25 protein-coding genes and 1 riboswitch are annotated in these 24,477 nt (G+C 59.8%); of the genes, 11 read left to right on the top strand and 14 right to left on the bottom strand.

All coding sequences use genetic code 11. From position 1 onward, the window contains the following. Positions 1–12 precede the first annotated feature (12 nt). The 3 genes from C816_RS13665 (at position 13) to C816_RS13675 (ending at position 1,685) form a co-directional block, all read left to right on the top strand. Positions 13–666 carry a potassium channel family protein gene (locus C816_RS13665; RefSeq protein ID WP_016322989.1) on the top strand — a complete coding sequence of 218 codons (654 nt, stop codon included), beginning with the start codon at positions 13–15 and terminating at the stop codon, positions 664–666. 73 nt (positions 667–739) lie between these two features. Continuing rightward, positions 740–922: a hypothetical protein gene (locus C816_RS13670; RefSeq protein WP_016322990.1), complete on the top strand. Its 183-nt coding sequence runs from the start codon at positions 740–742 to the stop codon at positions 920–922. A 106-nt stretch (positions 923–1,028) separates the two neighbouring features. Further along, positions 1,029–1,685: a cytidylate kinase-like family protein gene (locus tag C816_RS13675; protein ID WP_016322991.1), complete on the top strand. Its 657-nt coding sequence runs from the start codon at positions 1,029–1,031 to the stop codon at positions 1,683–1,685. 51 nt (positions 1,686–1,736) lie between these two features. On the opposite strand, the gene C816_RS13680 is transcribed toward C816_RS13675, so the two are convergent. The 5 genes from C816_RS13680 to C816_RS13700 form a co-directional block, all read right to left on the bottom strand. Beyond that, positions 1,737–2,594 (bottom strand): hypothetical protein, encoded by an 858-nt coding sequence (locus tag C816_RS13680; RefSeq protein WP_016322992.1) that lies wholly within the window; start codon positions 2,592–2,594, stop codon positions 1,737–1,739. A gap of 43 nt (positions 2,595–2,637) precedes the next feature. Continuing rightward, on the bottom strand, positions 2,638–3,798 hold the full coding sequence (locus C816_RS13685) for a hypothetical protein (RefSeq protein WP_016322993.1): 1,161 nt from the start codon (positions 3,796–3,798) through the stop codon (positions 2,638–2,640). Next, a complete protein-coding gene (locus C816_RS13690; RefSeq protein WP_016322994.1) occupies positions 3,791–4,318 on the bottom strand; it encodes an RNA polymerase sigma factor in 528 nt (175 codons plus the stop codon). The genes C816_RS13685 and C816_RS13690 overlap by 8 nt, the downstream gene beginning before the upstream one ends. A gap of 830 nt (positions 4,319–5,148) precedes the next feature. Then, positions 5,149–6,459, bottom strand: coding sequence for a chloride channel protein (locus tag C816_RS13695; RefSeq protein ID WP_016322995.1), 1,311 nt, complete (start codon positions 6,457–6,459; stop codon positions 5,149–5,151). Between the two features lie 9 nt (positions 6,460–6,468). Continuing rightward, on the bottom strand, positions 6,469–7,311 hold the full coding sequence (locus tag C816_RS13700; protein ID WP_016322996.1) for a hypothetical protein: 843 nt from the start codon (positions 7,309–7,311) through the stop codon (positions 6,469–6,471). Between the two features lie 348 nt (positions 7,312–7,659). On the opposite strand from C816_RS13700, the gene rimM reads away from it, so the two are divergent. From rimM to C816_RS13715, 3 genes are read left to right on the top strand one after another with little or no spacing between them, the layout of a single operon-like run. Further along, positions 7,660–8,166, top strand: a complete 507-nt coding sequence (gene rimM / locus C816_RS13705; RefSeq protein WP_016322997.1) for a ribosome maturation factor RimM — start codon at positions 7,660–7,662, stop codon at positions 8,164–8,166. Beyond that, complete coding sequence (trmD, locus tag C816_RS13710) at positions 8,156–8,938, top strand: tRNA (guanosine(37)-N1)-methyltransferase TrmD (RefSeq protein ID WP_016322998.1); 783 nt, start codon at positions 8,156–8,158, stop codon at positions 8,936–8,938. The genes rimM and trmD overlap by 11 nt, the downstream gene beginning before the upstream one ends. Next, positions 8,925–9,662 carry a hypothetical protein gene (locus C816_RS13715; protein ID WP_016322999.1) on the top strand — a complete coding sequence of 246 codons (738 nt, stop codon included), beginning with the start codon at positions 8,925–8,927 and terminating at the stop codon, positions 9,660–9,662. Before trmD ends, C816_RS13715 begins: the two co-directional genes overlap by 14 nt. Positions 9,663–9,704: 42 nt before the next feature. Here C816_RS13715 and C816_RS13720 read toward each other — a convergent pair whose 3' ends face one another. The 8 genes from C816_RS13720 to C816_RS13755 all read right to left on the bottom strand — a co-directional run bounded on the left by C816_RS13720 (position 9,705) and on the right by C816_RS13755 (position 19,860). Then, entirely contained in the window at positions 9,705–10,175 is a 471-nt protein-coding gene (locus C816_RS13720) for an LURP-one-related/scramblase family protein (protein ID WP_016323000.1), read from the bottom strand. A gap of 88 nt (positions 10,176–10,263) precedes the next feature. Then, positions 10,264–11,691 carry a hypothetical protein gene (locus C816_RS13725; RefSeq protein WP_016323001.1) on the bottom strand — a complete coding sequence of 476 codons (1,428 nt, stop codon included), beginning with the start codon at positions 11,689–11,691 and terminating at the stop codon, positions 10,264–10,266. A gap of 117 nt (positions 11,692–11,808) precedes the next feature. After that, positions 11,809–12,954, bottom strand: a complete 1,146-nt coding sequence (locus C816_RS13730) for a DUF4179 domain-containing protein (protein WP_016323002.1) — start codon at positions 12,952–12,954, stop codon at positions 11,809–11,811. After that, positions 12,941–13,474 (bottom strand): RNA polymerase sigma factor, encoded by a 534-nt coding sequence (locus tag C816_RS13735; protein ID WP_016323003.1) that lies wholly within the window; start codon positions 13,472–13,474, stop codon positions 12,941–12,943. Before C816_RS13735 ends, C816_RS13730 begins: the two co-directional genes overlap by 14 nt. Before the next feature lie 213 nt (positions 13,475–13,687). Further along, positions 13,688–14,476, bottom strand: coding sequence for a class B sortase (gene srtB, locus C816_RS13740; RefSeq protein ID WP_016323004.1), 789 nt, complete (start codon positions 14,474–14,476; stop codon positions 13,688–13,690). Positions 14,477–14,488: 12 nt separating this feature from the next. Then, positions 14,489–16,216, bottom strand: a complete 1,728-nt coding sequence (locus tag C816_RS13745) for a hypothetical protein (RefSeq protein WP_016323005.1) — start codon at positions 16,214–16,216, stop codon at positions 14,489–14,491. 94 nt (positions 16,217–16,310) lie between these two features. Beyond that, positions 16,311–18,626 carry a doubled motif LPXTG anchor domain-containing protein gene (locus C816_RS13750; protein WP_016323006.1) on the bottom strand — a complete coding sequence of 772 codons (2,316 nt, stop codon included), beginning with the start codon at positions 18,624–18,626 and terminating at the stop codon, positions 16,311–16,313. Positions 18,627–18,795: 169 nt separating this feature from the next. Then, a riboswitch (cyclic di-GMP riboswitch) is annotated at positions 18,796–18,901 on the bottom strand. 161 nt (positions 18,902–19,062) lie between these two features. Then, the gene (locus C816_RS13755) at positions 19,063–19,860 is read right to left on the bottom strand and encodes a tyrosine-type recombinase/integrase (RefSeq protein ID WP_016323007.1); all 798 of its coding nucleotides are present in this window, start codon (positions 19,858–19,860) and stop codon (positions 19,063–19,065) included. Between the two features lie 465 nt (positions 19,861–20,325). Between C816_RS13755 and C816_RS13760 the strand changes: the two genes are divergently transcribed. From C816_RS13760 to C816_RS13770, 3 genes are all read left to right on the top strand, one after another. Then, positions 20,326–20,826: a hypothetical protein gene (locus C816_RS13760; RefSeq protein ID WP_016323008.1), complete on the top strand. Its 501-nt coding sequence runs from the start codon at positions 20,326–20,328 to the stop codon at positions 20,824–20,826. Between the two features lie 234 nt (positions 20,827–21,060). Continuing rightward, positions 21,061–21,243, top strand: a complete 183-nt coding sequence (locus C816_RS13765) for a hypothetical protein (protein WP_051147102.1) — start codon at positions 21,061–21,063, stop codon at positions 21,241–21,243. 98 nt (positions 21,244–21,341) lie between these two features. Continuing rightward, positions 21,342–21,713 carry a hypothetical protein gene (locus C816_RS13770; RefSeq protein ID WP_016323010.1) on the top strand — a complete coding sequence of 124 codons (372 nt, stop codon included), beginning with the start codon at positions 21,342–21,344 and terminating at the stop codon, positions 21,711–21,713. Positions 21,714–21,887: 174 nt separating this feature from the next. Here C816_RS13770 and C816_RS13775 read toward each other — a convergent pair whose 3' ends face one another. Beyond that, positions 21,888–22,760, bottom strand: coding sequence for a hypothetical protein (locus C816_RS13775; protein ID WP_016323011.1), 873 nt, complete (start codon positions 22,758–22,760; stop codon positions 21,888–21,890). Between the two features lie 202 nt (positions 22,761–22,962). On the opposite strand from C816_RS13775, the gene C816_RS13780 reads away from it, so the two are divergent. Continuing rightward, positions 22,963–23,439, top strand: coding sequence for a cupin domain-containing protein (locus C816_RS13780; protein ID WP_016323012.1), 477 nt, complete (start codon positions 22,963–22,965; stop codon positions 23,437–23,439). Positions 23,440–23,542: 103 nt separating this feature from the next. Further along, positions 23,543–24,340, top strand: a complete 798-nt coding sequence (locus C816_RS13785; RefSeq protein ID WP_016323013.1) for an HpcH/HpaI aldolase family protein — start codon at positions 23,543–23,545, stop codon at positions 24,338–24,340. The last annotated feature ends 137 nt before the right edge of the window (positions 24,341–24,477 follow it).

Here is a 24,477-nt window from a genome sequence, read left to right on the forward strand (position 1 = left end):
GGGGAGCGGGAAATGAAATCTTTTTTGGTAGTGGGTCTGGGCCGGTTCGGCCGGCACTTGACCAAGCGTCTGGCGGAGCTGGGCAACGAGGTGATGATTCTGGACCAGGACGAGGAGCAGGTGGCCCGGCTCGCCTCCGTGGCCACTGCCGCCTGCGTGGGAGACTGCCAGGATGAGCAGGTGCTGGCGTCTCTGGGAATCCGCAATTTTGACGTGTGCTTTGTCTGTGTGCGGGACGATTTTCAGTGCTCGCTGGAGGCCACCGCCACATTGAAAGAGCTGGGAGCCCGGTGTGTGGTGGCCCGGGCGGACCATGAGCGGCAGATCAAGTTTTTGAAGAAGATCGGCGCGGATTTTGTCATCCACACGGAAATGGACATGGCGGCCCGGGCGGCCATGCGCTTCTCCGCCCGCAACGCCTTCGACTACTTTGAGCTGACGCCCAAATATGCGGTCTTCGAGATTGAGACGCCGCTGGAGTGGGAGGGCCGCACGGTGATGGAGATGGATGTCCGCCGCCGGTACAACGTCAATATCCTGGGCGTGAAAAACGGGGATGAGATCGAGCCTCTGCTGAGCCCGGATTACCGCTTTGAGCCCGACGCCCACCTGATCGTGGCCGGGGACAAGGAGGCCGGCATCCGGCTGATGAACGAGGAGTCGTAAGTGATGATTTTGCGCTGAAATCTGGAAATTATAGTTCCGGCGGTACTGCGCATACTACCGCCGGGGTGATTTTATGCCGGATCGCAAAAAGGCGGTCAATAACCTGGACGACAGCAAGCCCTTTCTTCGGCTGGAGCCGGAGAAGCGCATGTGTCCCATCTTCGACCCCGTGACCATCGCGAAATTCCCGGTGGCCCCGCCGGAGGACATGGGCTTCCGGGTGTTGGACAACTTCTGCGAGGAGCACATCCTGTAAGAGGCGGGGGCGGTCAATCCGCCCCCTGCTTTTTCCGTCCAGCTTTTTATTTGACGCTTACCCTCAAAAGTGCTATAATAAAATCACCAAGAGAGGAGGCGTTCTTATGAACACAGTCATCACCATTGGGCGGCAGTTTGGCAGCGGCGGCAAGGAGATCGGCATCCGGGTTGCCAAGGAGCTGGGCATTCCGTTTTACGATAAGGAGCTCCTGCGGGAGGCCGCCAGGAAGAGCGGCCTGTGTGAAAAGATCGTAGAGAACTTTGACGAGCGGCCAAAGAGCCTGCTGTACTCCATCGCCATGGACTCCTATATGTTCGCCCTGCCGGGCAGCGGCGTGGGGGACTCCCTGGAGCAGCAGGTGTATCTGGCCACCTTCAACACCATCCGCCACATCGCGGAGAAGGGGCCCTGCGTTATGATCGGCCGCTGCGCGGACTATGCCCTGGCGGACAATCCCAACCACCTGAGTCTGTTCATCCACGCCCCCATGGACATGCGGATTCAGCGGGTGGCAAGGCGGCAGAGCATCACGCCGGAAAAGGCCAAGACGCTGATCGCCAAGACCGACAAGCGCCGGGCCTCCTATTACGAGTACTACTCCTCCCAGAAGTGGGGCGCGGTGGAGAGCTATGACTTCTGCCTGGACTCCAGTTATCTGGGATTGGGCGGCACGGTGGAGCTTATCCGCGCCATGGTGGAGCACAAGGAGCACCCTGTGCCCAGTCCCACGGAGATCGACCCCACACAGCCCGATACATAACGGATCATACGGACAGAGGCCGCGCAGAGCGCGGCCTCTGTTTTTTGCTGGTTATCCGGGGTACTGCACCAGGGAGACCGTCACATCCGAAACCGGGAGGTCCCGGGGGTGAATGTCCCGGTCTGTGTCGCTGCGGCTGACGCCAAAGGAGAAGGTCCGCTGCATGGGGTGGGTGTCCTCGTCCTTCAGCACCCGGAACACTCGGGTCAGCGTCTCGCCGGGCTGCACGTGGAGGGTGGGAAAGCTCTCCCGCCGGCTGGCGATGGAGACCGGCCGCGTGACCGTGACATCCTTGGGCGTCTCGCCGTTGTTGGTCACGGTGTATACCACATACTCTGCGCCTCTGGAGGATGGGTGGGCGGTGATTTCCGGAAAGCTGCCGTCAGGGGACTGCATCCGGGTCTCGCGGATGTAGTAGCCGCTGGGATCTGCCGCAATCACATCTTTCACCGTCTCCGGGTCGATCTCCTCCAGATTGCCGATGACAAGGCCGTATTCCGGCGCGTTGGGGGGTGTGGGCCGCGGCGGGTCGTCACTGGACCGGGTTTCCACGGTGACGGTCACCTCGCTGGGGACCGGCGAGACGCCGATGTCCACGCTGTTCGTCTCCTCGTCCCAGCTGATGTCCGCGTCCAGCAGTTCCGAGAGCCGGGAGGCGGCGATGTAGTTGGTTTTGCCGCCGGCGGCGTCGGTATAGGTGATGGTGGAGGGCACCTTCTGGCCGTTGGAAGCGGTCCAGGTCTCGCCCGCCTTTACCTGCTGTTCCCGCAGGACCCGAATGCCCACCTGATTGTAGGCGATTTTCTCTCCGGCGGCGGACACGGGCTCCGCCAGCGTGACCAGCATCGCCATGGCCAGCATTCCCCCGGCGAAGGCGGGAAACCGATTGAAAAGGCTGTTCTTTTTCATTATATAATCTCCTCATTTTTTGAAATTTGTTTTGGAATTCGTTTCATGGAGACGGCGTGTCCACTCGTTTTACACTCTCCGCCATCCGCAGCAGATCGGACTTCTCCAGCTCTCCCCGGAGATAGAAGACGGCGCCGGTCTCCGGGTCTTCCCACATCAGCGTGCTGTTGGTATCGTCTCCGGTGCTGACGCCTGCGGTGATGGTCACGCCGTCGATCTCCGACGTGGAATCGTCCGGCCCGCCGGGGACCTCCGGGACCGTCTCCAGGCTGGCCCAGAACCGGCCCGGCAGACCGTTCACCGTCACCTCCTCCGGTGTTCCCTCGGGGACGGTGAAGGGGCAGGCGGGGCGGACCACATATTTCCAGGACAGGATGACGCCCCGGCGTACCCACTCCCGGTGGCAGACGCCGTTGCCGCGCAGGCCGTCTATGTCGTGGAAGTCCGGCGGTACCCAGCCCATCTCGTAGGAGGGGGCATCGCCGCCGTAGCAGGCGGCGCTCTCCGCGACCTTGACCAGGGTCTCACGGTCCATGGCGCCCTTTGCCAGCAGCCGGAGGAGGAAGCCCTCCGGCGTCTCCCATACCAGCAGCTGCTCACTGCCGTCGGCGTAGTAGTCGGCGGCGCGGCCCCGGACAAAGACGCGCTCCCGCACCGCCTCCGGGTCCGGGACGGTGCCAATCTGGATGCGGGAGTTTCCGCCCGGGGCGGAGACGCCGAAGTCCAGGGAGTCCCCGGACTCCACGGACAAAAAGGTCCATTTGCTGAAACTGGTCGCTGCGTAGAAATCCCAAAGGGTGTACTCCTCCGGCAGCCAGGTGATCTGCCAGTCCTGGGGAGCGGCGTCCTCCGGAGCTGAATCGGAGATATACGGGTTGGTGGAGTAGGTGACGGTGTCCCCGCTGAATTCCCGCAGCCAGTTCAGAACCGCCGCCCGGACGGTGGGACTGGCCGCCATCAGCGCCCCCAGAGCCAGGGTGCAGACGAGGACCGCGCAGGCGATGTTCCGCGCCGCCCGGCTCCCCGCAGAGCGTCCGCGCCGCTCTGCCCAGCCGAAGGGGTCCGCCAGCATCCGCATTCTCTCCCGGAGATACCGGGGGGAGAAGTCAACCTCCCGGGTGTCAGCCTCCGCCAGAACCTTTTCAAATTGCAGGAGGTTGGCGTCCATCAGGGCGTCCCGAAGCCATTGGTCAAAATTACGCATGGCGGAATCCCTCCTCTTGCAGCCGTTTTTGCAGCATGGCCCTGCCCCGCATGACCCGGGAGGACACCGTGGACTCCCGAATGCTCAGGCGCTTGGCGATTTCCCGGTTGCCCAGCTCCTCTACCAGCTTTAGCTCCAGAACCCGGCGGTAGCCCTCCGGCAGCTCCCGGACCAGGGAGACCAGGTAGCTGTAATCATCCTGACCGTCCTGCTGTGCGGGCGGGTCCCAGTCCTCCGGCAGGGGCACGGTGTGGCTCTGCGCCCGCAGCATGTCCAGAGCGGCGTTTTTTGCGGCGGTAATGGCGTAGCCCCCGGCCTTTTCCCGGCTGAGGGCGGACACCAATTCCCATTTTTGGATCAGGCGGAGCCAAGCCTGCTGGGCGGCGTCCTCCGCCTGTTCCGGATTTCCCAGGACCCGCAGGGCTACGGCGTAGACCTTTTTCTCAAGGGCCTCGTAGAGCCGGGTGAACTTCTGCCGGTCCGCTTCGGTCTCCAGCATGGCAAGGCAGGTTGTCAGCATGGGAGATCCCTCCTTTGATTCTTGAGGGCCGATTCCGAGATAAGGCGCGCACAGACTGGCCGCCGGACTTTCCTCCAGACCGGCGGTTTTGCGGGCGTGTCGTCCGGCAGAAAAAACCGACAAAGCATGGCGGAAAAGCCGCAGGCAGGATGTGCGGGTTATGTTGGGTTCGGCGCTTAGTGGTACCACTATAACAGGGACGTTTCAAGGCGTCAAAGTATCCCATAAATTGAAAAAATTTTTTGGATTTTTTTCGGGAATCGGAAAACGCCGCTGAGAATGTTTTTTCCAGCTGTTTAATTGTGGGAAATGAGCGGTTTGCGGGCGGTAATTTCGGAACCAGTTTTACAAAGGCCCGGGAAGGAAAACAGGCCGGGACAAGTCCGAACTTTGCGGATAGAGAGCGCTGGCGGGACTGCCGGTATTACCACCGAACTTGTACTGGCGGTTACGCAGTTCCTGTGTTGGAGCGGAGAAGCGATTTTATGTTCCTCCCTCTCAAAGAAAACGAAAATAGAGAGACAAAATAGAGAGACAAAGCCCAGCTGGGCCTTATCTCTCTATTTTGCTTTTGGAGCGTTGTGTTACCATCTTCGTAAAAATGCCGGATAAGAGGCATAAAAAACCAGCAAAGCGGAAGATACGGCGAAATCAAGCCGCTAAAAGACGCTGCACACGGCAGGCGCTGTGACGACGTGCCAGAGATCAAAATTTTTATGACACCACCGCTCCAGAGCAAAAAATGTATGAAACTGAAAGCGTCTTTCATAAGGCGGCAGACGAAGCGGTCTGTTGAAGCAGCCGGAAAACGAATCGAAGAAGCATGCCGGCTATGTACGCTCCGCCGGCTCCTGCGCCTCCTCCGGAACGGCGGGGCGGCTGTTGGTGTGGACGTTGATATAGCGTGCTTTCAGCTTGGAGTAGAGGATGGTCTGACTGCTGTACAGGCCGCTGTATCCCGAGAGCATATAGCTGATGCCGCAGGCCAGAGCAAAGTACCACAGCCCCTCGGAGCCAAAGAGCTCTACGGACAGGAATATGGAAGCCACAGGAGTGTTGGTGACGCCGCAGAACACAGACACCAGTCCCAGGGCCGCGCCGAAGCCTGCCGGCAGTCCCAGCAGCGGTGCCGCTGCGCAGCCAAATGCGGCGCCCACAAAGAAGGAGGGCACCACCTCGCCCCCCTTGAAGCCCGCCGCCAGAGTGACGGCGGTGAAGAGGAGCTTTAAGAGGAAGGCGGCGGGGTGGGCGGTCCCCTGTTCCACGGCGGCGGTGATGATTTCCATTCCCGCGCCGTTGTAGTCCCGAGTCCCCACCAGATACGTCAGGGCGATGATGGCCAGACCGCCCGCTGCTGCACGGACCCAGGGATTGGGAAGCCGCTTTTCCATCCAGTGCTCTGTCCCATGCATGAACTTGCAAAACAGGATGGACACCAGGGCGAAGAGCACCGACAGCGGCAGCACCCGCAGAAATGTGCCCGCCGCAATCTCCGGAACCGCCACGGCAAAGCGGGTGGGTTCCACTCCCAGCGCCAGGGCCACCCCAAAGGCCGCCAGAGCCGACATCAGGCAAGGCAGGAGCGCCGTGTGATACAACGTGCCGATACTGATGCCCATGACGGCAAAGATCACGGCGGTCAGGGGCGTGCCGAAGAGGGCGGAGAAGCAGGCCGCCATGCCGCTGAGGGTGGCCAAGCGCAGGTCCTGGTCGTCCAGCCGCAAAAGTCCTCCCACCCGCTGGCCGATGGTTCCGCCGATCTGCAAAGCGGCTCCCTCCCGGCCGGCGGAGCCGCCGCACAGGTGGGTCAGCATGGTCCCCAGAAAGATGGAGGGCACCAGCAGAATGGGGAGGCGTTTGTCCTCATGGACTGCGTCGATGATGTCGTTGGTTCCCATTCCCTCGGCGCCCATCAGCTTATAGGAGCCCACGATGGCCAGCCCCGCCAGGGGCAGGCACCACAGCAGCCAGGGGTATGCCTCCCGGGTCCGGGCCGCGTAGTGGACGCTCAGGTGGAAGACCGCTCCGACAACGCCGCAGAGGCTTCCCACAATGACGGACAGCAATATCCATTTCGCCAGGACCACGGCATACATCCCGGTGCTGACGGCCCAACGCCGCAGCCGGTTTCGATCAAGCATGACGACACCTCACACGCCCGCCAGGACTGTTTTTCCGTCCAGGCGGCACTCCAGCAGCTCCGGTTTTTTCAGATACCGCTCAAAGGCGGCGAAGAATCGGGAGTATTCTATGCCCGTGGCGATGCGCTCGTCCATGACCACGCCCAGGGGCATGTGCTTTTTCCTGCTGCCCGCCGGGGCATGAGGGTCCGGCACCGGCTTGCCCATGCAGACGAACACGCTGGTGGTTCCGAATTCATAGCAGTGGTGGAAGATATAGCTGGTGTTGATGGAGGCCAGATTGGTGATAAAGAGGCTGGTGTGGAAGGGACTCAAATCAATGATTTTCCGGGGCAGCAGTCCGTGGAGGTCCAGGCGGTAGGCAAGGCCGAAGACCAGCCGGGCCAGGCCGGGAATGCGGAAGGCCATATTGGCGAATTTGTCGGTGCTGTTGTTGTGGACCCGGTTCTGATTCAGCTCCACATTCTCCTTGATCTTCCGGCTGATGGAGAACACGTCGTCCTCCGGCTCCAGGAAGATTTTCAGCGTGGTCTCATCCGGCGTGCCGTCCGCCCGGGTCTTGAGGATCACGAAGCTGAAGCAGAAGTGGTTCCGGTTGTAGATCTTGCGGTTCATGATGAAGTAGTTCACCTTGGGGTGCTCCAGCGCCGCCTTGTAGTAGGCGGCCACCAGTACGCTCATATGGGTCACGTGCTGTCCCTCCCGCCGTTTCTGGCGGATAAAGCCCTTGACGATGTCCTCATCCACATAGTCGCTGGCCCAGTTCTGGGCGTCAAAGCGGCGGGGCATAATGTGGGGCAGAGCCTGCACGATGGGACTCAGGTTTGTCACCCGCGTTCCGTCCGGTCTCATATAGTCTCCCTCGTTCTTTCCTAGACTAGAGGCGTTCCTCTCTCTCGTATTATAGTTAAGAAGATGTTAAAATTCAACCGTTCCCCGGAATTTCTTCCGATTCCCATTTTCCGGGGAGCTTTCTCCTTGTAGATTTTATGTGGGGGCGGGACTCTGTTCCGGCCCGTCCGCCGGCAGCCTGGCGTTATCGGGAAAACGGGCGGGGACGGAGCCCCGCCCCTACAGAGCTGCGAAACCAAAATCCCGGATGATAAAATGCCCGGTTGGACACCTCCTTTTTCCGCCGCCTCTTGCCTTATCCGCAAAAAAACGGTATACTTATCTCAATCATACAGAAGGAGCGGTCCCATGAAATTGGAAACCATCAAAATCGGCCAGATCGTCAACGCCCACGGCATCCGGGGCGAGGTCCGTATCCAGCCCCGGGACGGCGAGGCGGCCTTTCTCACACAGTTCAAGACTTTCCTGCTGGACGGCAGGCCCGTCTCTCCCACCGCCTGCCATGTCCACAAGAGCCTGGTGCTGGCGAAGTTCCCCGGCGTGGACGACATGAACGCCGCCCTGGCCCTGAAGGGAAAGGACCTCTATATTCGCCGGGAGGACGCCCGTCTGCCGGAGGGAGAGTACTTTGACGACGAGCTGCTGGGTCTGGACGTCTACGACGCGGACAGCGGCGAATGCCTGGGGGAGCTGACGGCGGTGGAGTCCTATCCCGCCCATAAGCTCTATACCGTCCGGGGACGGCGGGAGTTCCTGGTGCCTGCGGTGAGGGACGTGTTCATCAAATCCATTGATATGGAGGACAACCGCATGGAGATTCACGTCTGGGAGGGGATGGCAGGCGATGAGAATTGACATCCTCACCCTCTTTCCCGACTCCGTGAACGCCATGATGAACGTCAGCATCCTGGGGCGGGCCCAGGAGCGGGGATACATTACCATCCGGTCCCACCAGATCAGGGAGTACACCACCAACAAGCAGATGCAGGTGGACGATTACCCCTACGGCGGGGGCCGGGGGGCCGTGATGCAGGCGGACCCCCTGTACCGCTGCTGGGCTCACGTCACGGAGGTCCACGGCCCCGGGCGGACCATCTTTCTCTCCCCCTGCGGCAGGACCTTCACCCAGGACGTGGCCCGGGAGCTCCACGCCGCATACGGCCACCTGATCCTGGTCTGCGGCCACTACGAGGGCGTGGACCAGCGTTTTTTGGATGAGTGCGTGGACGAGGAGATCAGCGTGGGGGACTTCGTCCTCACCGGCGGGGAGATTCCCGCCATGGCGGTGGCGGATGCGGTGTGCCGCATGGTGCCCGGCGTTCTGCCGGACCCGGAGTGCTTCCAGGAGGAGAGCCACTGGAACGGCCTTCTGGAGTACCCCCAGTACTCCCGTCCCGCGGTGTGGCGCGGCCGGGCGGTGCCGGAGGTCCTCCTCTCCGGAGACCACGGCAAGGTGGCGGACTGGCGGAGGAAGGAGAGCTACAAGCGCACCATGCGCCGCCGTCCGGACCTCTTCGCCCGGTTTGACGAGACGCAGCTCACCACCAAGGCGGAGAAAAAGGTTCTCCAGCAGGCCAAGGACGAGCTCGCTGCGGAGGACGGGGAGACGTGCGATGGGGTATTTTGAGCTGATCCGCCAGCGGCGGTACGAGGAATTCTGCAAAATTTACCGGGAGAAGGCCCACCTGTGCCGGACCATGCCGGAAAAGTACGGCGACGTGCTTCCGGGGAACTACATGTACGCCCTTCTGGGCCTGGGAAAGTGCGCGGAGCTGATCCCGGTGTGTCAGGAGCAGATTCAGTTGGAGCGGGAGGCGTCCGTGAAATTTGACCGGAGCTCCAACTACTTCTGGAACGGTCTGAGCATCGCCTGCCTGCAGCTGGGACAGTATGGGGAAATGGCAGAGGCCATCCGGTCGGCGGTCAAGGCCGCCTATCAGGACCTCTCCCGGACCGAGTCCCCCTGTCTCATGTACTGGGAGGCCGTGATCGCCGGTGATGAGGCGTTAAAAAAAGACGCCAAAAGGCTCCTCCGCACCCGTCTCCGGGCCAAAGGCGCCGCCGCGCCGGATTTTGCCTCCGCCCGCTTCCTGCTGGAGAAAATCGGGGAGGCGGAGCTGCGGCAGGAGCTCCGCCTGATCGAAATTGAGGCGCTCTATTTCCGGGCTCTGGCTCCGGCGGTGTTTTCTATCGCCGTCAAGCGGCTGGAGCACGGAGACGCGGCAGGCTTCCGGGCCGCCCTGGAGGAGGTCCGGGGCCTGTACGGTCAAAATCCCATCGTCACCATGACCTTCGCCTACTATCTGGCGGAGCTGCGGCTGACAGGATCATCCGGACGGTTTTTTCCATAAATGCGTAAAACAGGCGGGCGCTTACGACGCCCGCCTGTTTCTCTACTTCCTGGAACACTTCTCCGCGTCGATGGCCAGTACCAGCATCAATGCGTACAGGGCGTTCCGGGGGTTCGCCACGTCGATGGAGTAGGTGTCCGTCCAGTTCAGCAGCTCCTTGGAGATGACCGCCACCACAGCGCCGCAGGGCTCCGTAACGGTGTAGTCCCACTCCAGAAAGCTCCCCTCCACCTGCCAGCCCAGGCAGTCGATGTCGAATCGGGGGCGGAAGAAGGAGAACTCCTTCTGGATGCTGCCGATGTACTCCCCGCCCTCGTAGAGCTCGAACTTGGGCAGCAGGGTGAAGACCCGCTCCTGGACGGTGCCGATGTGGTTCCCGGCAGCGTCCAGGATGTGGAGGCAGTGGCCCCAGGAGAGTTTGCCCTCCACAGTGTAGACGGTACTGCCATTCTCGTCATAGATGTCATAGCTGTCAAACCAGGAGAAGAAGCGCTGCTTGAAATGAAGACGCATGGGCGGTTTCCTCCGCTTCCATAGGATGCTTTTATGATAGCACAGTCTCCGGCGGCCATGTGTAACAAATCGGTGACAAAACGGCGGGTCAGGCTTTCGGCATCTCCCAGCCGGGGAAGAGGTCAGAGAAGTGGGGGAGCTGCGTCTTTTTGCCGTTTTCGTCGATGATATAGGTGGTATAGCCGTCCGCCGCCCAGCTGGTGCTGTTGATGATGAGCTTCCGGGCCTCCAGGATCTTGGCCTGCATCTCCTTGGAGGCGGTGTTCAGGTCCTGGTAGGCGATTTTTTTGGCCTCCTCCAGCTTCTTCTCACGCTCCGCGTTGGCCTGGGCGGCTTCCTTCTCCGCCTCGGATGCGTCCTTCTTCTCCGGCTCCGCCGCGGCGGGCCCGCCCACGACTGTGATGCTCTGGAGGGGCGGGTTCTCCTGGAGCGTCAATTTGCTCAGATCCACCCGGACGCCGCCCAGGTCCACCGCCGTCACGGAGGCAGGGGCGATCGCGTAGGGGTGGGTGTTGCGGGTGGTCACCCGGGCCTTTCCCGGCTCCGGGTCTGCGGTACTGATGCTTCCGGTCAGACTGCTGTCAAAAATGCCCGTCAGCAGCTGGTCGTCCTTGGTCCAGACACCGCGCAGGCCAAGGGAGTCCAGTTTTTCGAGTTTGACAGGGGCATCCGGATCGGTGATCCCCAGGGCTTGACATGGTGCCCCATACTCCACCTCGGCGTTAAAGGCGGTGACAGTGACCTTCTGCACCTGGACAGGGATGCCCTCCACGGTGACATCCACCGCGCCGGTGTACACCAGGGGCTTCATGTGGTTCTCTACTTTGAAGATGAAGTCAAATGGCCCGGCCGCCAGGATGAGGGGCTCGTAGCCGTCGTAGGGTCGGGACCAGTATTTGCCCTCCGCATTTTTGAAGAGCACCAGGTTCTCAATGTGAACCGTCAGCTCCGGCTTCTCCACATAGGGGAGCACTGAGACGCTGAGGATCATACGGTCCTTCCCGCCGCTCCGGACCAGAGTGGGAAGATGGAAAAATATGGGATTACTGTGACCAAGGGCTGCCTGAACCCGGGCGTCCATCTCCTCTTTGGAAGAAGGCTTGTAGGTTTCGGCCAGGAGCTGTTCATGCTCCTCCATTTCGCTCCGGACGTAGGCCTCCCGCTGGCCCTCCGCCAGGGTGACCTGCATGACGTCCCGGTTCAAATAAATATCGCTGGGGACGTCTTTGGGGATGTCGGCGCCGTCAATGGCAAAGGAGAGCAGAATTTTGTCCTTGTTCCAGATTGCCCCGTCCAAGGTGAGGGTGACGCCGTTCACCGTCTGACTCTGGCCGATGACGGTGCCCATGCTGCTGAGAACCGCCTCGGCGGCCTTGGGGTCTGCGGCCCCGTCGGCATAGCCGGGGAACATGGAGGTAAAGCTCTTTTCCGCCGCCAGAGCGGAGGCGGGCAGGCAGGTCAAAAGCAGCAGGGCCGTCCCCAGGCCGCAGAGCAGGGATCGAATGGATCTTCTCATGTTATTCTTCCTTTCTGTCTCTTTGTCAGGGGATGTTCTCCCCCGCTCTGTCAGGTAAACGGCGGGGGAAGACAATTCTATTTCACAATTGCAAAAATCAGGGGATGTTTTTTCGCCCTATTCCACATCCTGTTCCGGCTGTTCCAGGGGGATTACCACGTCCTCCCACAGCACCGCCTCCGCCTGGCTGAGGTCCACAGGCTTTACAAAGCTCACGGCTCCCGTGAGACCGGAGCCCATATCCCCCGTCGTCATCTGTCTGGGGTCCGCTTTGATCTCGCTGCCGTCCTTCATCCGCAGCGCCATCCGGACCTGGGGCCACGGGTCTACGCCCTCCAGCCGGTATTTCCACCAGATCCCAAGAGGCGAGACATTCATGGACAGCAGCGTCATCGTCTTTTCACCCTGTGTCATGACCATGCCCTCCACCTGGAGCTCCAGTACCTGGTCCTGGTTCAGGTTCTCCGGAATGGGGATGTCCCAGAAATACGCGGGTCCCTTTTCCGGCTCCCAGCTGCTGAATATGGTCTCATCCTCCCCGTCCTCTGTCCACCGCTCGAGCTCCCAGACCCTGTAGGTACAGCCGCCGACATCATAGGATACCATTTCCTCCACGACGCCCACCAGCACGTTGGGCTCCCTGGTGCCGGCCTCCAGCACGGTGAATCTGCCGGAGCCCGCGGCTATTTCTCCCGGATGTTCCGCCCGCCATTGGTCGGAGGGACGGAGACTGCCGGAGAGGTCCAGATTATCCTCCGAATGGAACACCGTCCCCTCCGGCGCGCGGATCTCCAAAACCAGATAGAGCTGGTTCTTCGCACCCAGAATACTCAGGGGCGTGATGGTAACACCGTCGCGTTCCGCCGGCGGCGGCAGAAGGTTTTCCGAAGGTGTCTCTTCCGGAGCTGTTTTCTCCGCCTTCTCGCCGCTGATCTCCATATCGCCCACAATCTCCTGCTGCCGCTGGTCCAGCCCGCCGAAGAAGGTAATCCACAGCGGGGCGGAGACAGCTGCCGCCGTCACAGCCAGCAGAATCACCGCAATCGCCACGGCCACGCCCCGGGTAATCCCCCGGCGCAGGCCGCCCCGCTCCGGCTGGCGCTTCTCCCATCCCCAGGGGTCCGTCAGAAGGTGCATCCGCTCCCGGAGATACCGGGGAGAGAAGTCCGGCTCACGGTCGCCGGAGCGCTGGAGGACATTTTCATACTGGGCCAGGTTGGCGTCCATGAGCCCCCGGCGCAGCATGGTGTCAAACTGCCGCATACGTATACCCCTCCTTCTCCAGCCGTTCTTTCAGCATGTTCCTGCCCCGCAGGACCCGCACCGCCACCGTGGTCTCCTTGAGCCCCAGCCGGCGGGCGATCTCCTTATTGGTCCGCTCCTCCACGCACTTGAGCTCCAGCACCCGCCGGTAGGCCTCCGGCAGGGCTCGGATGAGGGACACCAGGTAGTCGTACTCGTCCTGACGCTCCTCCCGGGCGGGCGGGTCCCAGTCCTCGGGAAAGGCCGTGGTCCGCCCCTCCGAGCGCAGGATGTCCAGGGCGCAGTTCTTGGCGGCGGTGACCAAGTACCCCTCCGTCTCCTCCCAGGGCAGGGCGGACACCCGCTCCCAGGAGCGCAGCAGCTGGAGCCACGTCTGCTGGGCGGCGTCCTCCGCCCGGGGCTGGTCCCCCAGGATGCGTAGGGCCACCGCGTAGATTTTCTTCTCATATGCCTCGTAAAGCCGCGTAAACTGCCGCCGGTCCCCTTCGGTCTCCAGCATGGCAAGGCAGATTGCAAGCATAAAAGGTCTCCTCCTTCTGTGTTGAATTGGCGCCTCTTCACCTGGTAAACGGCCGGAGAGGACAAAGTATTACACTGCTGGAAAATTTTTTTCTCTGCAGTAACAATAAACGCATCCGCCCCCGATGTGCAACAGAAAAATTTGCCTCCCGGCAAAAGGTGAGAGGAGCGGCGGGCACATTTGCCCGCCGCTCCTCTTTTCAAATTCAACGCGTCACGCCTCCCGGGGAATCCGGTCCCGGAGCACACCCTGCACCACCCAGCGGGTGGCGTGACCCCGGCCGGTGCAGGTGGACAGGGTCACCACCTGGTCCTCCGCCGTGGGAGTGATCCCGGTGTCAATGGCGGAGCGGCTGAGAGCAAAGGCGATCATCTTCCGCTTCTCCACCGCGTCCGTCAGGTCCAGGCGGTAGATGATCTCCGTCACTCCCGACTCAAAGGCGGCGTAGATGTCGTATGCATACACGTTCTCGTCGGTCACCAGATACACCACCGGATGCTTCCGCCAGAAGTCCTCTTTGTTGTAGTCCCGGAGGCGGCCGAACATGGTGCCGTTTTTCATCCGGTGGCCGTAGAGGATGGTGTTGAAGTCCGTCAGGTCCGGTGCGCAGCGGCACTCCAGAAAGACGGAGCCCACGGCGCTCTGGACGCGGTTCCAGGTGTGGTTGAGGTAGTAGCTGTTGTCCTCTCCCTGGAGCACCGGGTAGGAGATCTCTGTCCCCGGGATGGCGATCCAGCCCACCACCTCGCTGTTGATCTCCCGCAGAGCTCCCAGGTCCACGTCCGCCAGAATATCCGGGAGCTCCTCCGGAATCTCCCGGACCTCCGCCTCTTCCGCCGGCGGCACCTCCGGCAGGGACGGAACGGCTGCGATGGCCGCGGCGGCGTCATTCTCCTGGCCGCCCCTTTGATAGTCCAGATTTTTCCATATAAGGTATCCGGCGCTTCCGACCAGGATCACCGCCAGCACAAGCGCCAGAACCCGATAGCATTTCTTGTTCAACAGGACCGCCTCCTATTCTCCGGCTTCCAAAAGGCCGTCCGCCAGGAGATTTTCATAGTTTGCGCAGTACAGATTGTACCCCTCGATGTTCTCGCAGACCTGGGCAGTGCGGACGCTGAGGCCGTCCTCCCGGGTCATAAAAGCCCCCAGGACCCCGCCGGGGTCCTCCCGATACATGGCGTACTCCGGGAACAGGTAGCCGTCCAGCTGCCGCTGGGCCCTGGCGGAGATGGTCCGCAGCAGCGGCTCCAGGTAGAAGCCCTCGGCGGAGCCGCCGTAGCCCGTCATGCGGTCGTATGCCTCATAGGCACTCATCAGCACGACAAGGCCCCCGGGGGAGGCGGTGTCCAGCCCGTAGATGGCCTCCAGGTTCTTCTGGGCATTTTCCAGGGCAAAGACGTAATACGACGCGTTGTCCGGCACGCACTTGGACAGCTCGTTTACCGCCAGGGCCGTCCGGGAGTCGCCGGACCCGGTTCCGGCGGAGATGAGCAAGTCCGCCGCGGTGCGGGCGGCGTCCAGATACTCCGCTTCGCCGGTGAGGCTGTAAAGCCGGCACAGGGCGTACACCGCCGCGCCGTCGTACCCGGGGCCCCGGGAGGCGGTCACGGGGTGGAAATTGCCGTCCATCACATGGACGAACTGGCCGGAGGTCCGGTTCAGCATGGCCAGAACGCCGTTGCCCAGGGCGCGGCAGACCTCCAGATTCTTTCCGTCCTGGAAGAGGGCCTCATACTCCGCCAGGGCCGCGGAGGCCAGCGCGCCGGCCTCCAGGGTGATCTCCTCTCCGCTGGGGAGGAAGGCCCGTCCCAGGCTGTCGTACACCGTCTTATCCGCCAGATACGCGGCGGCGCGGCGGATGGCCTCCTCCAGGTCCTCGCTGGGTTCCAGGCGGTACGCCCGCAGCAGGGCGGACAGGGCCCGGGCGTGGACCGCCGGGTCTACATTGCCCCCTGCCTGAACGGGGATGCCGCCGTCCTTTTGCTGCTGCGCGGCGATCCAGGCGGCGGCGGTGCGGATCATGGGCGCCGCAGTCTCCCGGTCTACGGTCTCCACAATGCGGCGGCCGTAGTCCAGGCCGCTGGCGCTTATCCGCCGGACGAGATAGTCCTCCCCGCAGATCCAGCCCGCAGTGCGGAAGAGCCTGTATGTATCCGGCAAAGCCCGGACCTGCTCCCGCCCGGCCGCTTTCAGGTAGCCGTTCAGGGCGTCCAGGTCGATGCCGCCGTTTTCGTAGTCATAGATGGAGGCGGCGTTCAGCTCTGCCTCCAGCAGGGCGGTCTCAAAATTGGAGTCAAGGGCCGCACCATAGTACACGAAGCCCTTTTCGGAATAGTCCAGGGCATCTTTCAGCTCCTGGGCGGAGAAGCTTCCAGAGAGGTAGACCAGATCGGCTTTCAGCCATTTCGGCTCCAGCCCGCTTTTCTCCAGGGCCGCTCCGGCGGCGAATACGGCGTTCTCCCAGGCTTCGTCCAGTGTTTTGGCGGCGGCGCTGTATACGCTGGCCCGCTCCCGGCCGTCACAGACGGAGAGGAACACCACGTGTCCCGCCTCGCCGGCGGGGGTATCGCCCAGCTCCAGGCGGACCCAGTCCGCCAGGGCCTCCCGCCGCAGCAGCTCCGCCTTCTCCTGAAAGGCCGAGATGTCCTGTTTGCCGCCGCCGCAGGCGGACAGCAGCAGTGCCGCGGCCAGCGCCATGGACAAAAGCGCCGCCAGACGGCGCGGACGCTTTTCACTCATGTCCTCACTCCTCGTTGTCGTTACGGTGGGACAGCCGAGGCCCCGCGGGCCCCGGCTGTCCGGTCGCTAGGGTTTTTCAGAGAAAATTTGGGAATCAGGCTTCCTCACGCTTTTTCAGGGTGTTCAGGCCGATCAGGCCGCAGGCGGAGAGGAGAGTGACCACATACCACATGGCGGAGATGTCGCCGGTCTTGGGGACATCTGCCAGGGGCACATCCTCATCTGCGATCTCCACCTCCTCGGGCAGCTCAGCCAGGGGCACCTCGTCATCCAGGATGTCCACCTCCTCAGGCAGCTCGGCCAGGGGAACGGACTCATCCGCGATGTCGGTCTCGCCGGGATCGCCAGCCAGGGGGACGTCGGGGTCGGTGATGATGATGTCGTCATCATCGTCATCGTCATTGTCATCGTCGTCGTCGACAACGGGAGGCGTGGGAACGATAGGATCGGGGATGATGGGATCGGGCTCCTCGGGCGGAGTATAAGGCTGGGTAGTCGTACCCTCCTTGGTGCCCGCCATCGCCTCGGTGACAGTCGTGGTCAGAGAAGACATGCTCTCGGTGACAGTGTCGGTCCGAATGAAGTTCTTGGTGTCCTCCGTCTCCTCCGTCTTCTTGAACTGCTCATACATGACGCCGCCCTTGATCTCGGTGATGGAGACATGGATGGTGGCAGAGAGGTCGACGTGATTGTCCAAAGGCATATTGTAGAGCCAGGCGCAGCTGCCCATTCCGCTATTCCCGTCAATGTCTTCGCTAGTGAAGCGGAACTCCTGCTTGCCAGTCAGCTGCAGGGAGATGGACCCAGTGGTAATGCCTTCCAGCTTGATGTCTTTGACATTGCCGTTTTCATCAAACTCAAGGACATTAGTCCCCTCTTTTTCAGCCGCCTCACCGGGAACACGGTAAGCTGTTCCGTTTACAGTAAGCACAAGGTCGCCATTAAGCTGGCTCTTGTTGAGATTCAGCTTAATCGTCGCACTTGCGCTGTAAGCGCTGCTGCCAGTCTGGGTCTGCTCAACCGTGACCGTGGTCCCGGCAAGGAAATTCACACCGATTGTGTTTTCCTTCAGATACTCTGACATCCCAGGAATGACTTCGGGATTGAAGTAGTCGGGAAGGGCGTTTCCATCCGGGTCTGTAAGCCCATTACCTTCGTCCTTCACGGGGTCCATTTTCAAGTCGAGTTTAAGTGTGGGATTGTCAATCTCCACCTTGTTCACGTCGACCACGGTGTTGACAACTACGGTATCCTTCCGCTCTTCTTTTACCTCCACCTGATAGGTATCTTCCGTGGTCTCATACTTAAAGGTTTCGGTTCGGGTCTCGGTGGGATACACAAGGTCCACGATCTGATCGCCATTCTCGTCCAGCACCGGATTGCCCTCTTCGTCCACGCGGGGAGTGCTGGTGGGCTCGCCGGTAACCTTCTCATAGGTGACAGTATAGCTGCCATCTTCATTTTCGACCACGTCCGTGACGGTCTCATCGCCGATCACAGCGCCGACTTCGGGCTTTTCAGGGGCAGGAACCTTCGTGGGAACGTTGCCCGCCTCAGAGCCGCCTTCCGTCTTTACAGGGTCAAGTTCAGAATTAGAGGGAAGACGCGTCTCCCCGTCTGGAACTTCCTCAATTGTACCCTCTGTTGTCCGGATGGTCTCCGTGATCGTCTTGTAGCCGATCACGTTGCCGTTCTCGTCCGTGATTTCCTCAATGGTCTTCCGGACGACCTCGTTCTCAGCGGAACCCGCCTGCTCCCAATAGGGCTTGCCGTTGCCGTCAGTCTTTTCTTCGCCCCAATTGGAAGTGTCAGGCCGCAGACCTTCCACCTGACCCTTGATGGCGTCGTAGCCGATGGTCACCTCTTTGTGGTCCTCAACGGTGTTGTTCTCGTGGCCATTGCCAATATCGGCAGAAACAGTGACACTGCCATTCGGTCCCGTGCCATTAAGGTCGACCTCGCCGGTTTGCTCATGGGCTGTCTGGTCCTTAGCTTCCGTTGTATCCTCAGGAGCAACGTCTTTGGCATTAGGGTCAGTGACCAGTACATGGTCTTCGCCCTTTTCGGTCAGGGTGACGTCAATGCGGTCAGTTGTCTCGGTCTTGCCGGGCTCGGTGACGTTTCCGTCCTCGTCGGTCTCGGCCGGGGTTTCTTTTTCGGTGGTGCTTCCCTCGACATTGACCTCAACGCCGTTTTCATCCTCGCCTGCGGCGGTCCAGCTCTCCGTGGTGGAGCCGTCCTCGTTTTCCACGGGCTCAGATTTCTCGACCTCGACCTCAATGCCGGTATCAGTGGCACCGGCTCCTTCATCAACCGCGAACGCGGTGATCTGGAGCATTCCCAGGCACATCGTCAGAGAGACGAACATAGCCAGAGCGCGCCTTCCCAAATTCAAATTTCTCTTCTTCATGGTGTATCTTCCTTTCTTTGCGGTATTGCTCGGATGCAAAGGATCCGGCGGCCGGGCTGGCATAGCGTCGTGATTGGGACGGTACCGTCCCAATGCAAACGGGCATGCCCGTTTGCATTCGCCTTAGCCCCCTGTGGCTTTGCGTCCTGCCGTTTCCGGCAGTTTGCTAAGTTGCAACCCGGCGGACATAGCCTCCGGGAGCATCCGCTCGCTCCCGGTGCCTTAGTTCCGTAGCTTTGCGTCCCATTGTTTCCAATGGTTTGCCTACACATCTTTCCAGCCGGTCCTCCGGCCCTGCCGCCGCAGCCGATGTGAAACCGCGGCGGGCGCGCTCCACGGCGGAACCGCCTCACACATTCCGCTCCCTCCTCTCCACTTTTCTGTCTGAGGGCGTTCACGCTCTGTCCGCGCCTGCCGGCGCGGGAAAACCGGCGGATCAGCCCGCCCAGCCGGCAATTCGCTGTTCCTCCGCCAGCATGCGGTCATAGGCCTGGTCCGCCAGGATTGAAATGTTACTGAGAATCATCTCCCGGGTGGAGCAGTACATATTAAAAAGGCACCGGGGCGTGGCCTTCTCCGCCGCTACCTGCGCCTCGCGGCTGACGCTCTGCAGGAGCTTGACAGCATAAGTCCTGGCGATGGGCGCACCCGCCGCCGTCCGAAAGACCGGGCCATCCGAAATGTTCTCCCGCTGCGTGTAGGCCAGCAGCTCTTCCCGGAGCTCTGCGGGAATGCGCAGGACACGGCTGCAGCGGCCGTTGTGGTAGCGAAGCTCCACGGCGCCCTCTTCCACCGCCTCTACCGTCAGCTGGGACAGCTCCTGAATCCGCAGGCCCGCGCCGCCCAGCGTCTTTGTCAGCAGGTAGACCCGCTCCTTTTCCAGCGCCCGCGCCGCCTGGAGCAGACGCAGGTACTCCGCCCGGGTCAGTTCCGGCTGGAGGACTTCCTGTCCCTCCGCGAAGTCGAGAACCTGAAATTCCCTGTGTCCCAGATAGCCGCACAGGCTGTTCAGCGCCGAGAGGCGGCTGTTGATGCTCCGGGGCGAGACCCCCTGGGCCTCCAGCCACTTCTTCCAAGCCCTGCCCGTCTCCGCGGTGAGCGTTTTTCCCTCCGGCAGATACTCGTAGAGCTTTTTCAAATTCCGCCGATAGGCCTCCAGAGATGAGGCTCCAATCCCCCGGCGCTCCTGGCTGGTCAGAAATTCCTCGATCAGTCCGGGTGTAAGGACTGCCACTAGAAACACCTCCCTCAGGACGGAGGACAGGCCTGGCGTATGTGCCTTGCGAAAATGTGTACTTTTTGGCAAGGCATATTGGGAGGAGAAATTTCCCGGATACGGTGTTGAAATCCTGGAACTTCTGTGATATATTACTATATATTGAAATAGGCGGAAGCTGGCAGGAAAGTACGCTTTCCTGCCAGCTTCCGCACGTTGGCGTGTCAGCTGCGGCACACTGCTCCAACTGTGTTTTTTTACCACCGGATTTCTTGACATCGGGGATATATTGACATTTTCAGAGCTCTATTGTGAAAAATAGCCGGACAGCGCGGCGTCTGCCGGCGTCAGGACGGCGGAAAATATTTGAGAAAGCCAAAGCGCACAGTTGCGTTGAAAGCAGGCCAGGGGAGGGCAGCGCATTTACAGTGACAATACCGGCAAAAGAGAGCGAGTGAGATGAGCGAAATAAGAAGGAAAGGCATGGAATTTGTTGGTAACGACTACAAGGAGATTTCTGCCAGCGGAGAGCGGGCCTCGTTTTGTCTGGACTGCTATCAGAATTTCGGATGGCTTCCGGACGAGCGGACACAGGAGACCAGAGGAGCAATTGTTCTGAGGCGGGAGCGGAAAATCGTAAATAAAGTGGAATTGACCCGCTTACAGCGTCATTTTGAGGCGTGTATGGACGAGATTACCGCGCTGGAGAAATCCAAAACAACGAATGCGGCCGCTGCCGCCCTGTGCGTTTGGGTGGTGGGAACCGCTTTCATGGCGGGCGCTACCTTCGCGGCGGTGCACGTTCCGCCGCTCTGGATCGCGACAATTATTCTGGCAGTCCCTGGATTTCTGGGCTGGATACCGCCCCTGTTCGTCTACAAGAAAATCGTGTCCCGCCGGTCCAGGGTTGTGGCCGAGCTGATTGAGCGGAAATACGATGAGATCTATGAGATCTGCACACAGGGAAATAAACTGCTGAACTGAACGAACGCTCCCTCCGGAAAAATCCGCGAGGGAGCGTCTTTTTCATATTTCTCAAACAGAATTCAAGCAATGTGAAAACAAAAGGGGCCTATAATCGGCACATGGGTTGAGAACTCAAAGCAATTTTTTTGAAAGTGAGGACAATATTATGAAAAAGTTTCATCCGAGTATTCCCGGGGGGACGAAATGGCGGCCGCTTCCTTTCGTGAAACTGAGGCGGCTGCGGCCTGTAAAGTGAGCGAATATAGACTGAAGCCGCTTAAACAGGCGGAGGCCGTGATTGGGGCCTATCAGAAGATTGAGGAGACCGCAGTAGGCGGTTACAAAAAGATCGAGAGGAAGTTCGTGGATACGTTCCTGGAAAAGGCGGAGGACAGCGGACGGAACGGCGAGGTCCCGCCCAACAGCGAGGACTGAGGGATGGGAAATATCATCCCGGCGGCGGAAAAAGATCCGTCGTTTGGGTTTTTGACATTTTGTAAACAAGGCCAAATTAAAAACAGGAGATGTTTATTATGAAAAAAAGCAGCTTTGTGGCGCTGATTTTAGGAACCGCCGGCGGTGTGTTTTTCGCGCTGGGGATGTGCATGGTCCTGCTGCCGGAGTGGGGAATGGAAACCCAGGGCACGGTCTGCGGCGTGATAGGCCTGGCGATCTTGCTGGCCGCTCTGCTGATCTGGCAAAAAATGGAACATAAGGCCCCCATCAAGTTCAGTAGAAAGACGCTGCTTACCGTTTTTGCGGGTGTTCTGGGCGCGCTGCTGCTGGGTGTTGGGATGTGCATGACGATGGTGTCTCATCAGATGGTTATGGGCATCGTGATTGGTCTGGCGGGGATCGTGATGCTGCTGATACTGATTCCGCTGATTAGGGGAGTTCACGGCTGAAACCCGCGGTTGTGAGTCGAGATTAAGCCTTAGGGGCAGACGGGGACAGTGAGAGAGCGTATGCAGCTTCTCTCACTGTTCTCTTATTTTTCGGAACGGTAAAATTTTTTCAGGAAATTTTCGTTTTTCTTCTGAGACGGGCGCAGGACATATCGTGAAGCGCATGAAAGGGAATCATAAGAAGATGTCGAATGGGGACGGTTTTGGACTGTTGATTTCATCCGGGGAGTACAGCCTGTCAAAGCCATAAATCAGCCGTCCGGCGAAGGATTCGCCGCTTTTCAGGCTTATCCCGTACAGCATGGCCTGCGTGAGGGCGGCGCTGCTTTCCGGCAGCTTTTGGACCGATAGAGAGTCCATATTGCCATAAGCGGAAATGGTCAGACCGGCGGCGCCGCTTGCCAGCTCCGCAATGGGCTTTACCTCCTCCGGAGAGGAGAGAAGGGTGGGGGCGCTTTCCGCCAGCGGGACAAACGCCATTTCTGCATAGACGGTTTTTTCAACCGGCAGTGTCTGGCCGCCGGAGAGGATCTGCGGACAAAAAGAGCGCAGAGCGTAGTCGTCCGTGTCTGTCAGGTGAAATACCAGATTGCATTCCGGCGCGATCAGCGCTCCCCGCTCTGGGGCGGAGAAAAGGTCGATGACGATCCGGTTCAAATTCACCCACATAATCCGGGCCCCAACGGTCAGCGCCGTATGCAGGCCGCTCTCAGCCTCGGAGAGGCGGCAGGTGAGAAAGATATGATTTTGACCGATTTCCTGCGTCTGCCAAAGTTTATGGGAGAGACATTGGGATAGGGCGGGGGAGAGGTGGTCACGAATCATCCCCAGCCCCTCTGCGGACTGCTGGCAGGTCTCCAAATTTTCGCCGCCAGAGAGAACGTTCCGCAGAGATCCCTGGCCGTCATGGATGCAGATGCTTTTCATAGTACATCCATAGTTGGTGATTTCGATATAGTCGTTTGTATTGTTGGGAATGCGGTAGAGCAGGGCGGTTTCGCCGGTTTCCGTTTTTCCAAATACCGTCTGCGTAATTTCTGAATTCATATAAAACATCCTTTCGATATAGTGTCCGTGCGGAGATCACGTTTTCAAAATACAAGCAAATTTTATGCCATTGTTGGGAGAGGAAAGGGCTGCCGCATCACGGTGAATTTGGCATAAAGTTTGCTTAATTTCTTTTTGAGGTGTGGTCAGCGGCCGCACCATCCGGCACCGAAAAATCATGCAGAAGAAAGGAATTGTTACGATGGCTAAGATTATGTACGGAAACTACAACGACCTGCCGTGGATGCCCAACCACAAGAAAGATGTGGACGGAAAAGTGATGTGCTACATGAAATGCTTTGCGATGGAAGCGGTCAATATGCACATGTGTATTGGACAGATGTTCAACGGAATGCCCATCGGACCCCATACGCACCCCAATGAGCAGATCGCCACTGTGGTAAAGGGAGAGTGCGATTATTGGGTGGACGGCGTACCCTACCGTCTTTCTCCCGGCTGCTGGGTAAATGTCCCGCCTCACTACGTCCACTACGCCCATGTATACCGCTCTCAGGGACCTTGCTACCAGATGGACATCATGTCCCCCAAGCGCTCTTCCAGCTGTGACGAATACAAGGCGTGGCTGAAGGCGGAGTATGACATTGACTGGGATGCCGGCGGACGGGAGGTCCCTGATCTGACAGAGCCGCAGGACAAGACCGCGGAGGTCCGGGATTGATATTTTTCCGGCGATGGGACGAAATTGGGCATGGGAGTTCCCGGTTCCCATGCCCAAATCGTTTTTATATGTTCGCCGCTGAATTTGAAAGGATGGATGCAGCATGAAAATGCGGAATTTTGTCAGGGAGAAAATTGCGGCCAACGGATATGCGCTGGGGGCATTTATTGCTTCCGGCTCCTCTACAAACTGCGAAATTCTGGGGCTGAACGGGCTGGATTTTGTAATGATCGACTGCGAGCACGCCGAGACGGGATCGGAGTCCATCGTCCATATGTGCCGGGCCGCGGAGATGTACGGGACAGCTCCGCTTGTTCGGGTATATGATCCGGACGACGGCCCCATGATGAGCCGGATGCTGGACATCGGCGTGCAGGGAGTGATGGCGCCTTTGGTTGGAAATCGCGCACAGGCGGAGAATTTGGTTAACTTTACAAAATATGCGCCCTTGGGTAAGCGCGGGGCCAACGGGGGCCGCGGACCCCGCTGGGGCCTTTATGAGGACTATGTTCACGCCTCCAATGAGAATTGCCTGTCCATTGCCCAGTGCGAATCTCTGGAGGGATTGGAAAATATCGAGGCCATTGCCGCGACGCCGGGTCTGGATGTGATCTTTATCGGGACAGGAGATCTGTCCTTGGAGATGGGGATTGCTTTTAAGGCCGATTCCGCAGCCAATCACACAGTAGACGCGCCGGAGATCGTGGCGGCCATTGACGCGATTCTGGCGGCCTGCCGAAAAAACCATGTGATCCCTGGAATTGTAACCGCCAGCGCGGAGGATGCCGCCCGCCGGATTCGGCAGGGATTCCAGTTTGTCACCTGCATGAACGATCTGGGATTTTTCCGCAGCAGCACAGCCCGGCATATCCAGAGCGTCCGGGAATTTGTCTTGAAGTGATGGAATCTTTGCAAGGAATATTTTGTTTGATAAGAGAGAGCGGGCAGAGGACTCTGCCCGCTTTCTTTCAAACTGCGGCAATTCAAATTTGAATTTTTGATTTATATATGAATTGTTTTGGCATGGAAGCAGACCTG

Source organism: Oscillibacter sp. 1-3, from assembly GCF_000403435.2.
In the GTDB taxonomy this organism is placed as follows: domain Bacteria; phylum Bacillota; class Clostridia; order Oscillospirales; family Oscillospiraceae; genus Oscillibacter.

Excerpts from the sequence above, each read along its gene's own strand:
- rimM (WP_016322997.1), top strand. The coding sequence starts at position 7,660 with ATGAAATTGGAAACCATCAAAATCGGCCAGATCGTCAACGCCCACGGC.
- C816_RS13760 (WP_016323008.1), top strand. The coding sequence starts at position 20,326 with ATGGAATTTGTTGGTAACGACTACAAGGAGATTTCTGCCAGCGGAGAG.
- C816_RS13735 (WP_016323003.1), bottom strand. The coding sequence starts at position 13,474 with ATGCTTGCAATCTGCCTTGCCATGCTGGAGACCGAAGGGGACCGGCGG.
- trmD (WP_016322998.1), top strand. The coding sequence starts at position 8,156 with ATGAGAATTGACATCCTCACCCTCTTTCCCGACTCCGTGAACGCCATG.
- C816_RS13775 (WP_016323011.1), bottom strand. The coding sequence starts at position 22,760 with ATGAATTCAGAAATTACGCAGACGGTATTTGGAAAAACGGAAACCGGC.
- C816_RS13695 (WP_016322995.1), bottom strand. The coding sequence starts at position 6,459 with ATGCTTGATCGAAACCGGCTGCGGCGTTGGGCCGTCAGCACCGGGATG.
- C816_RS13680 (WP_016322992.1), bottom strand. The coding sequence starts at position 2,594 with ATGAAAAAGAACAGCCTTTTCAATCGGTTTCCCGCCTTCGCCGGGGGA.
- C816_RS13670 (WP_016322990.1), top strand. The coding sequence starts at position 740 with ATGCCGGATCGCAAAAAGGCGGTCAATAACCTGGACGACAGCAAGCCC.
- C816_RS13700 (WP_016322996.1), bottom strand. The coding sequence starts at position 7,311 with ATGAGACCGGACGGAACGCGGGTGACAAACCTGAGTCCCATCGTGCAG.
- C816_RS13770 (WP_016323010.1), top strand. The coding sequence starts at position 21,342 with ATGAAAAAAAGCAGCTTTGTGGCGCTGATTTTAGGAACCGCCGGCGGT.
- C816_RS13730 (WP_016323002.1), bottom strand. The coding sequence starts at position 12,954 with ATGCGGCAGTTTGACACCATGCTGCGCCGGGGGCTCATGGACGCCAAC.
- C816_RS13745 (WP_016323005.1), bottom strand. The coding sequence starts at position 16,216 with ATGAGTGAAAAGCGTCCGCGCCGTCTGGCGGCGCTTTTGTCCATGGCG.
- C816_RS13690 (WP_016322994.1), bottom strand. The coding sequence starts at position 4,318 with ATGCTGACAACCTGCCTTGCCATGCTGGAGACCGAAGCGGACCGGCAG.
- C816_RS13750 (WP_016323006.1), bottom strand. The coding sequence starts at position 18,626 with ATGAAGAAGAGAAATTTGAATTTGGGAAGGCGCGCTCTGGCTATGTTC.
- C816_RS13675 (WP_016322991.1), top strand. The coding sequence starts at position 1,029 with ATGAACACAGTCATCACCATTGGGCGGCAGTTTGGCAGCGGCGGCAAG.
- C816_RS13665 (WP_016322989.1), top strand. The coding sequence starts at position 13 with ATGAAATCTTTTTTGGTAGTGGGTCTGGGCCGGTTCGGCCGGCACTTG.
- C816_RS13780 (WP_016323012.1), top strand. The coding sequence starts at position 22,963 with ATGGCTAAGATTATGTACGGAAACTACAACGACCTGCCGTGGATGCCC.
- C816_RS13715 (WP_016322999.1), top strand. The coding sequence starts at position 8,925 with ATGGGGTATTTTGAGCTGATCCGCCAGCGGCGGTACGAGGAATTCTGC.
- C816_RS13725 (WP_016323001.1), bottom strand. The coding sequence starts at position 11,691 with ATGAGAAGATCCATTCGATCCCTGCTCTGCGGCCTGGGGACGGCCCTG.
- C816_RS13720 (WP_016323000.1), bottom strand. The coding sequence starts at position 10,175 with ATGCGTCTTCATTTCAAGCAGCGCTTCTTCTCCTGGTTTGACAGCTAT.
- C816_RS13785 (WP_016323013.1), top strand. The coding sequence starts at position 23,543 with ATGAAAATGCGGAATTTTGTCAGGGAGAAAATTGCGGCCAACGGATAT.
- C816_RS13685 (WP_016322993.1), bottom strand. The coding sequence starts at position 3,798 with ATGCGTAATTTTGACCAATGGCTTCGGGACGCCCTGATGGACGCCAAC.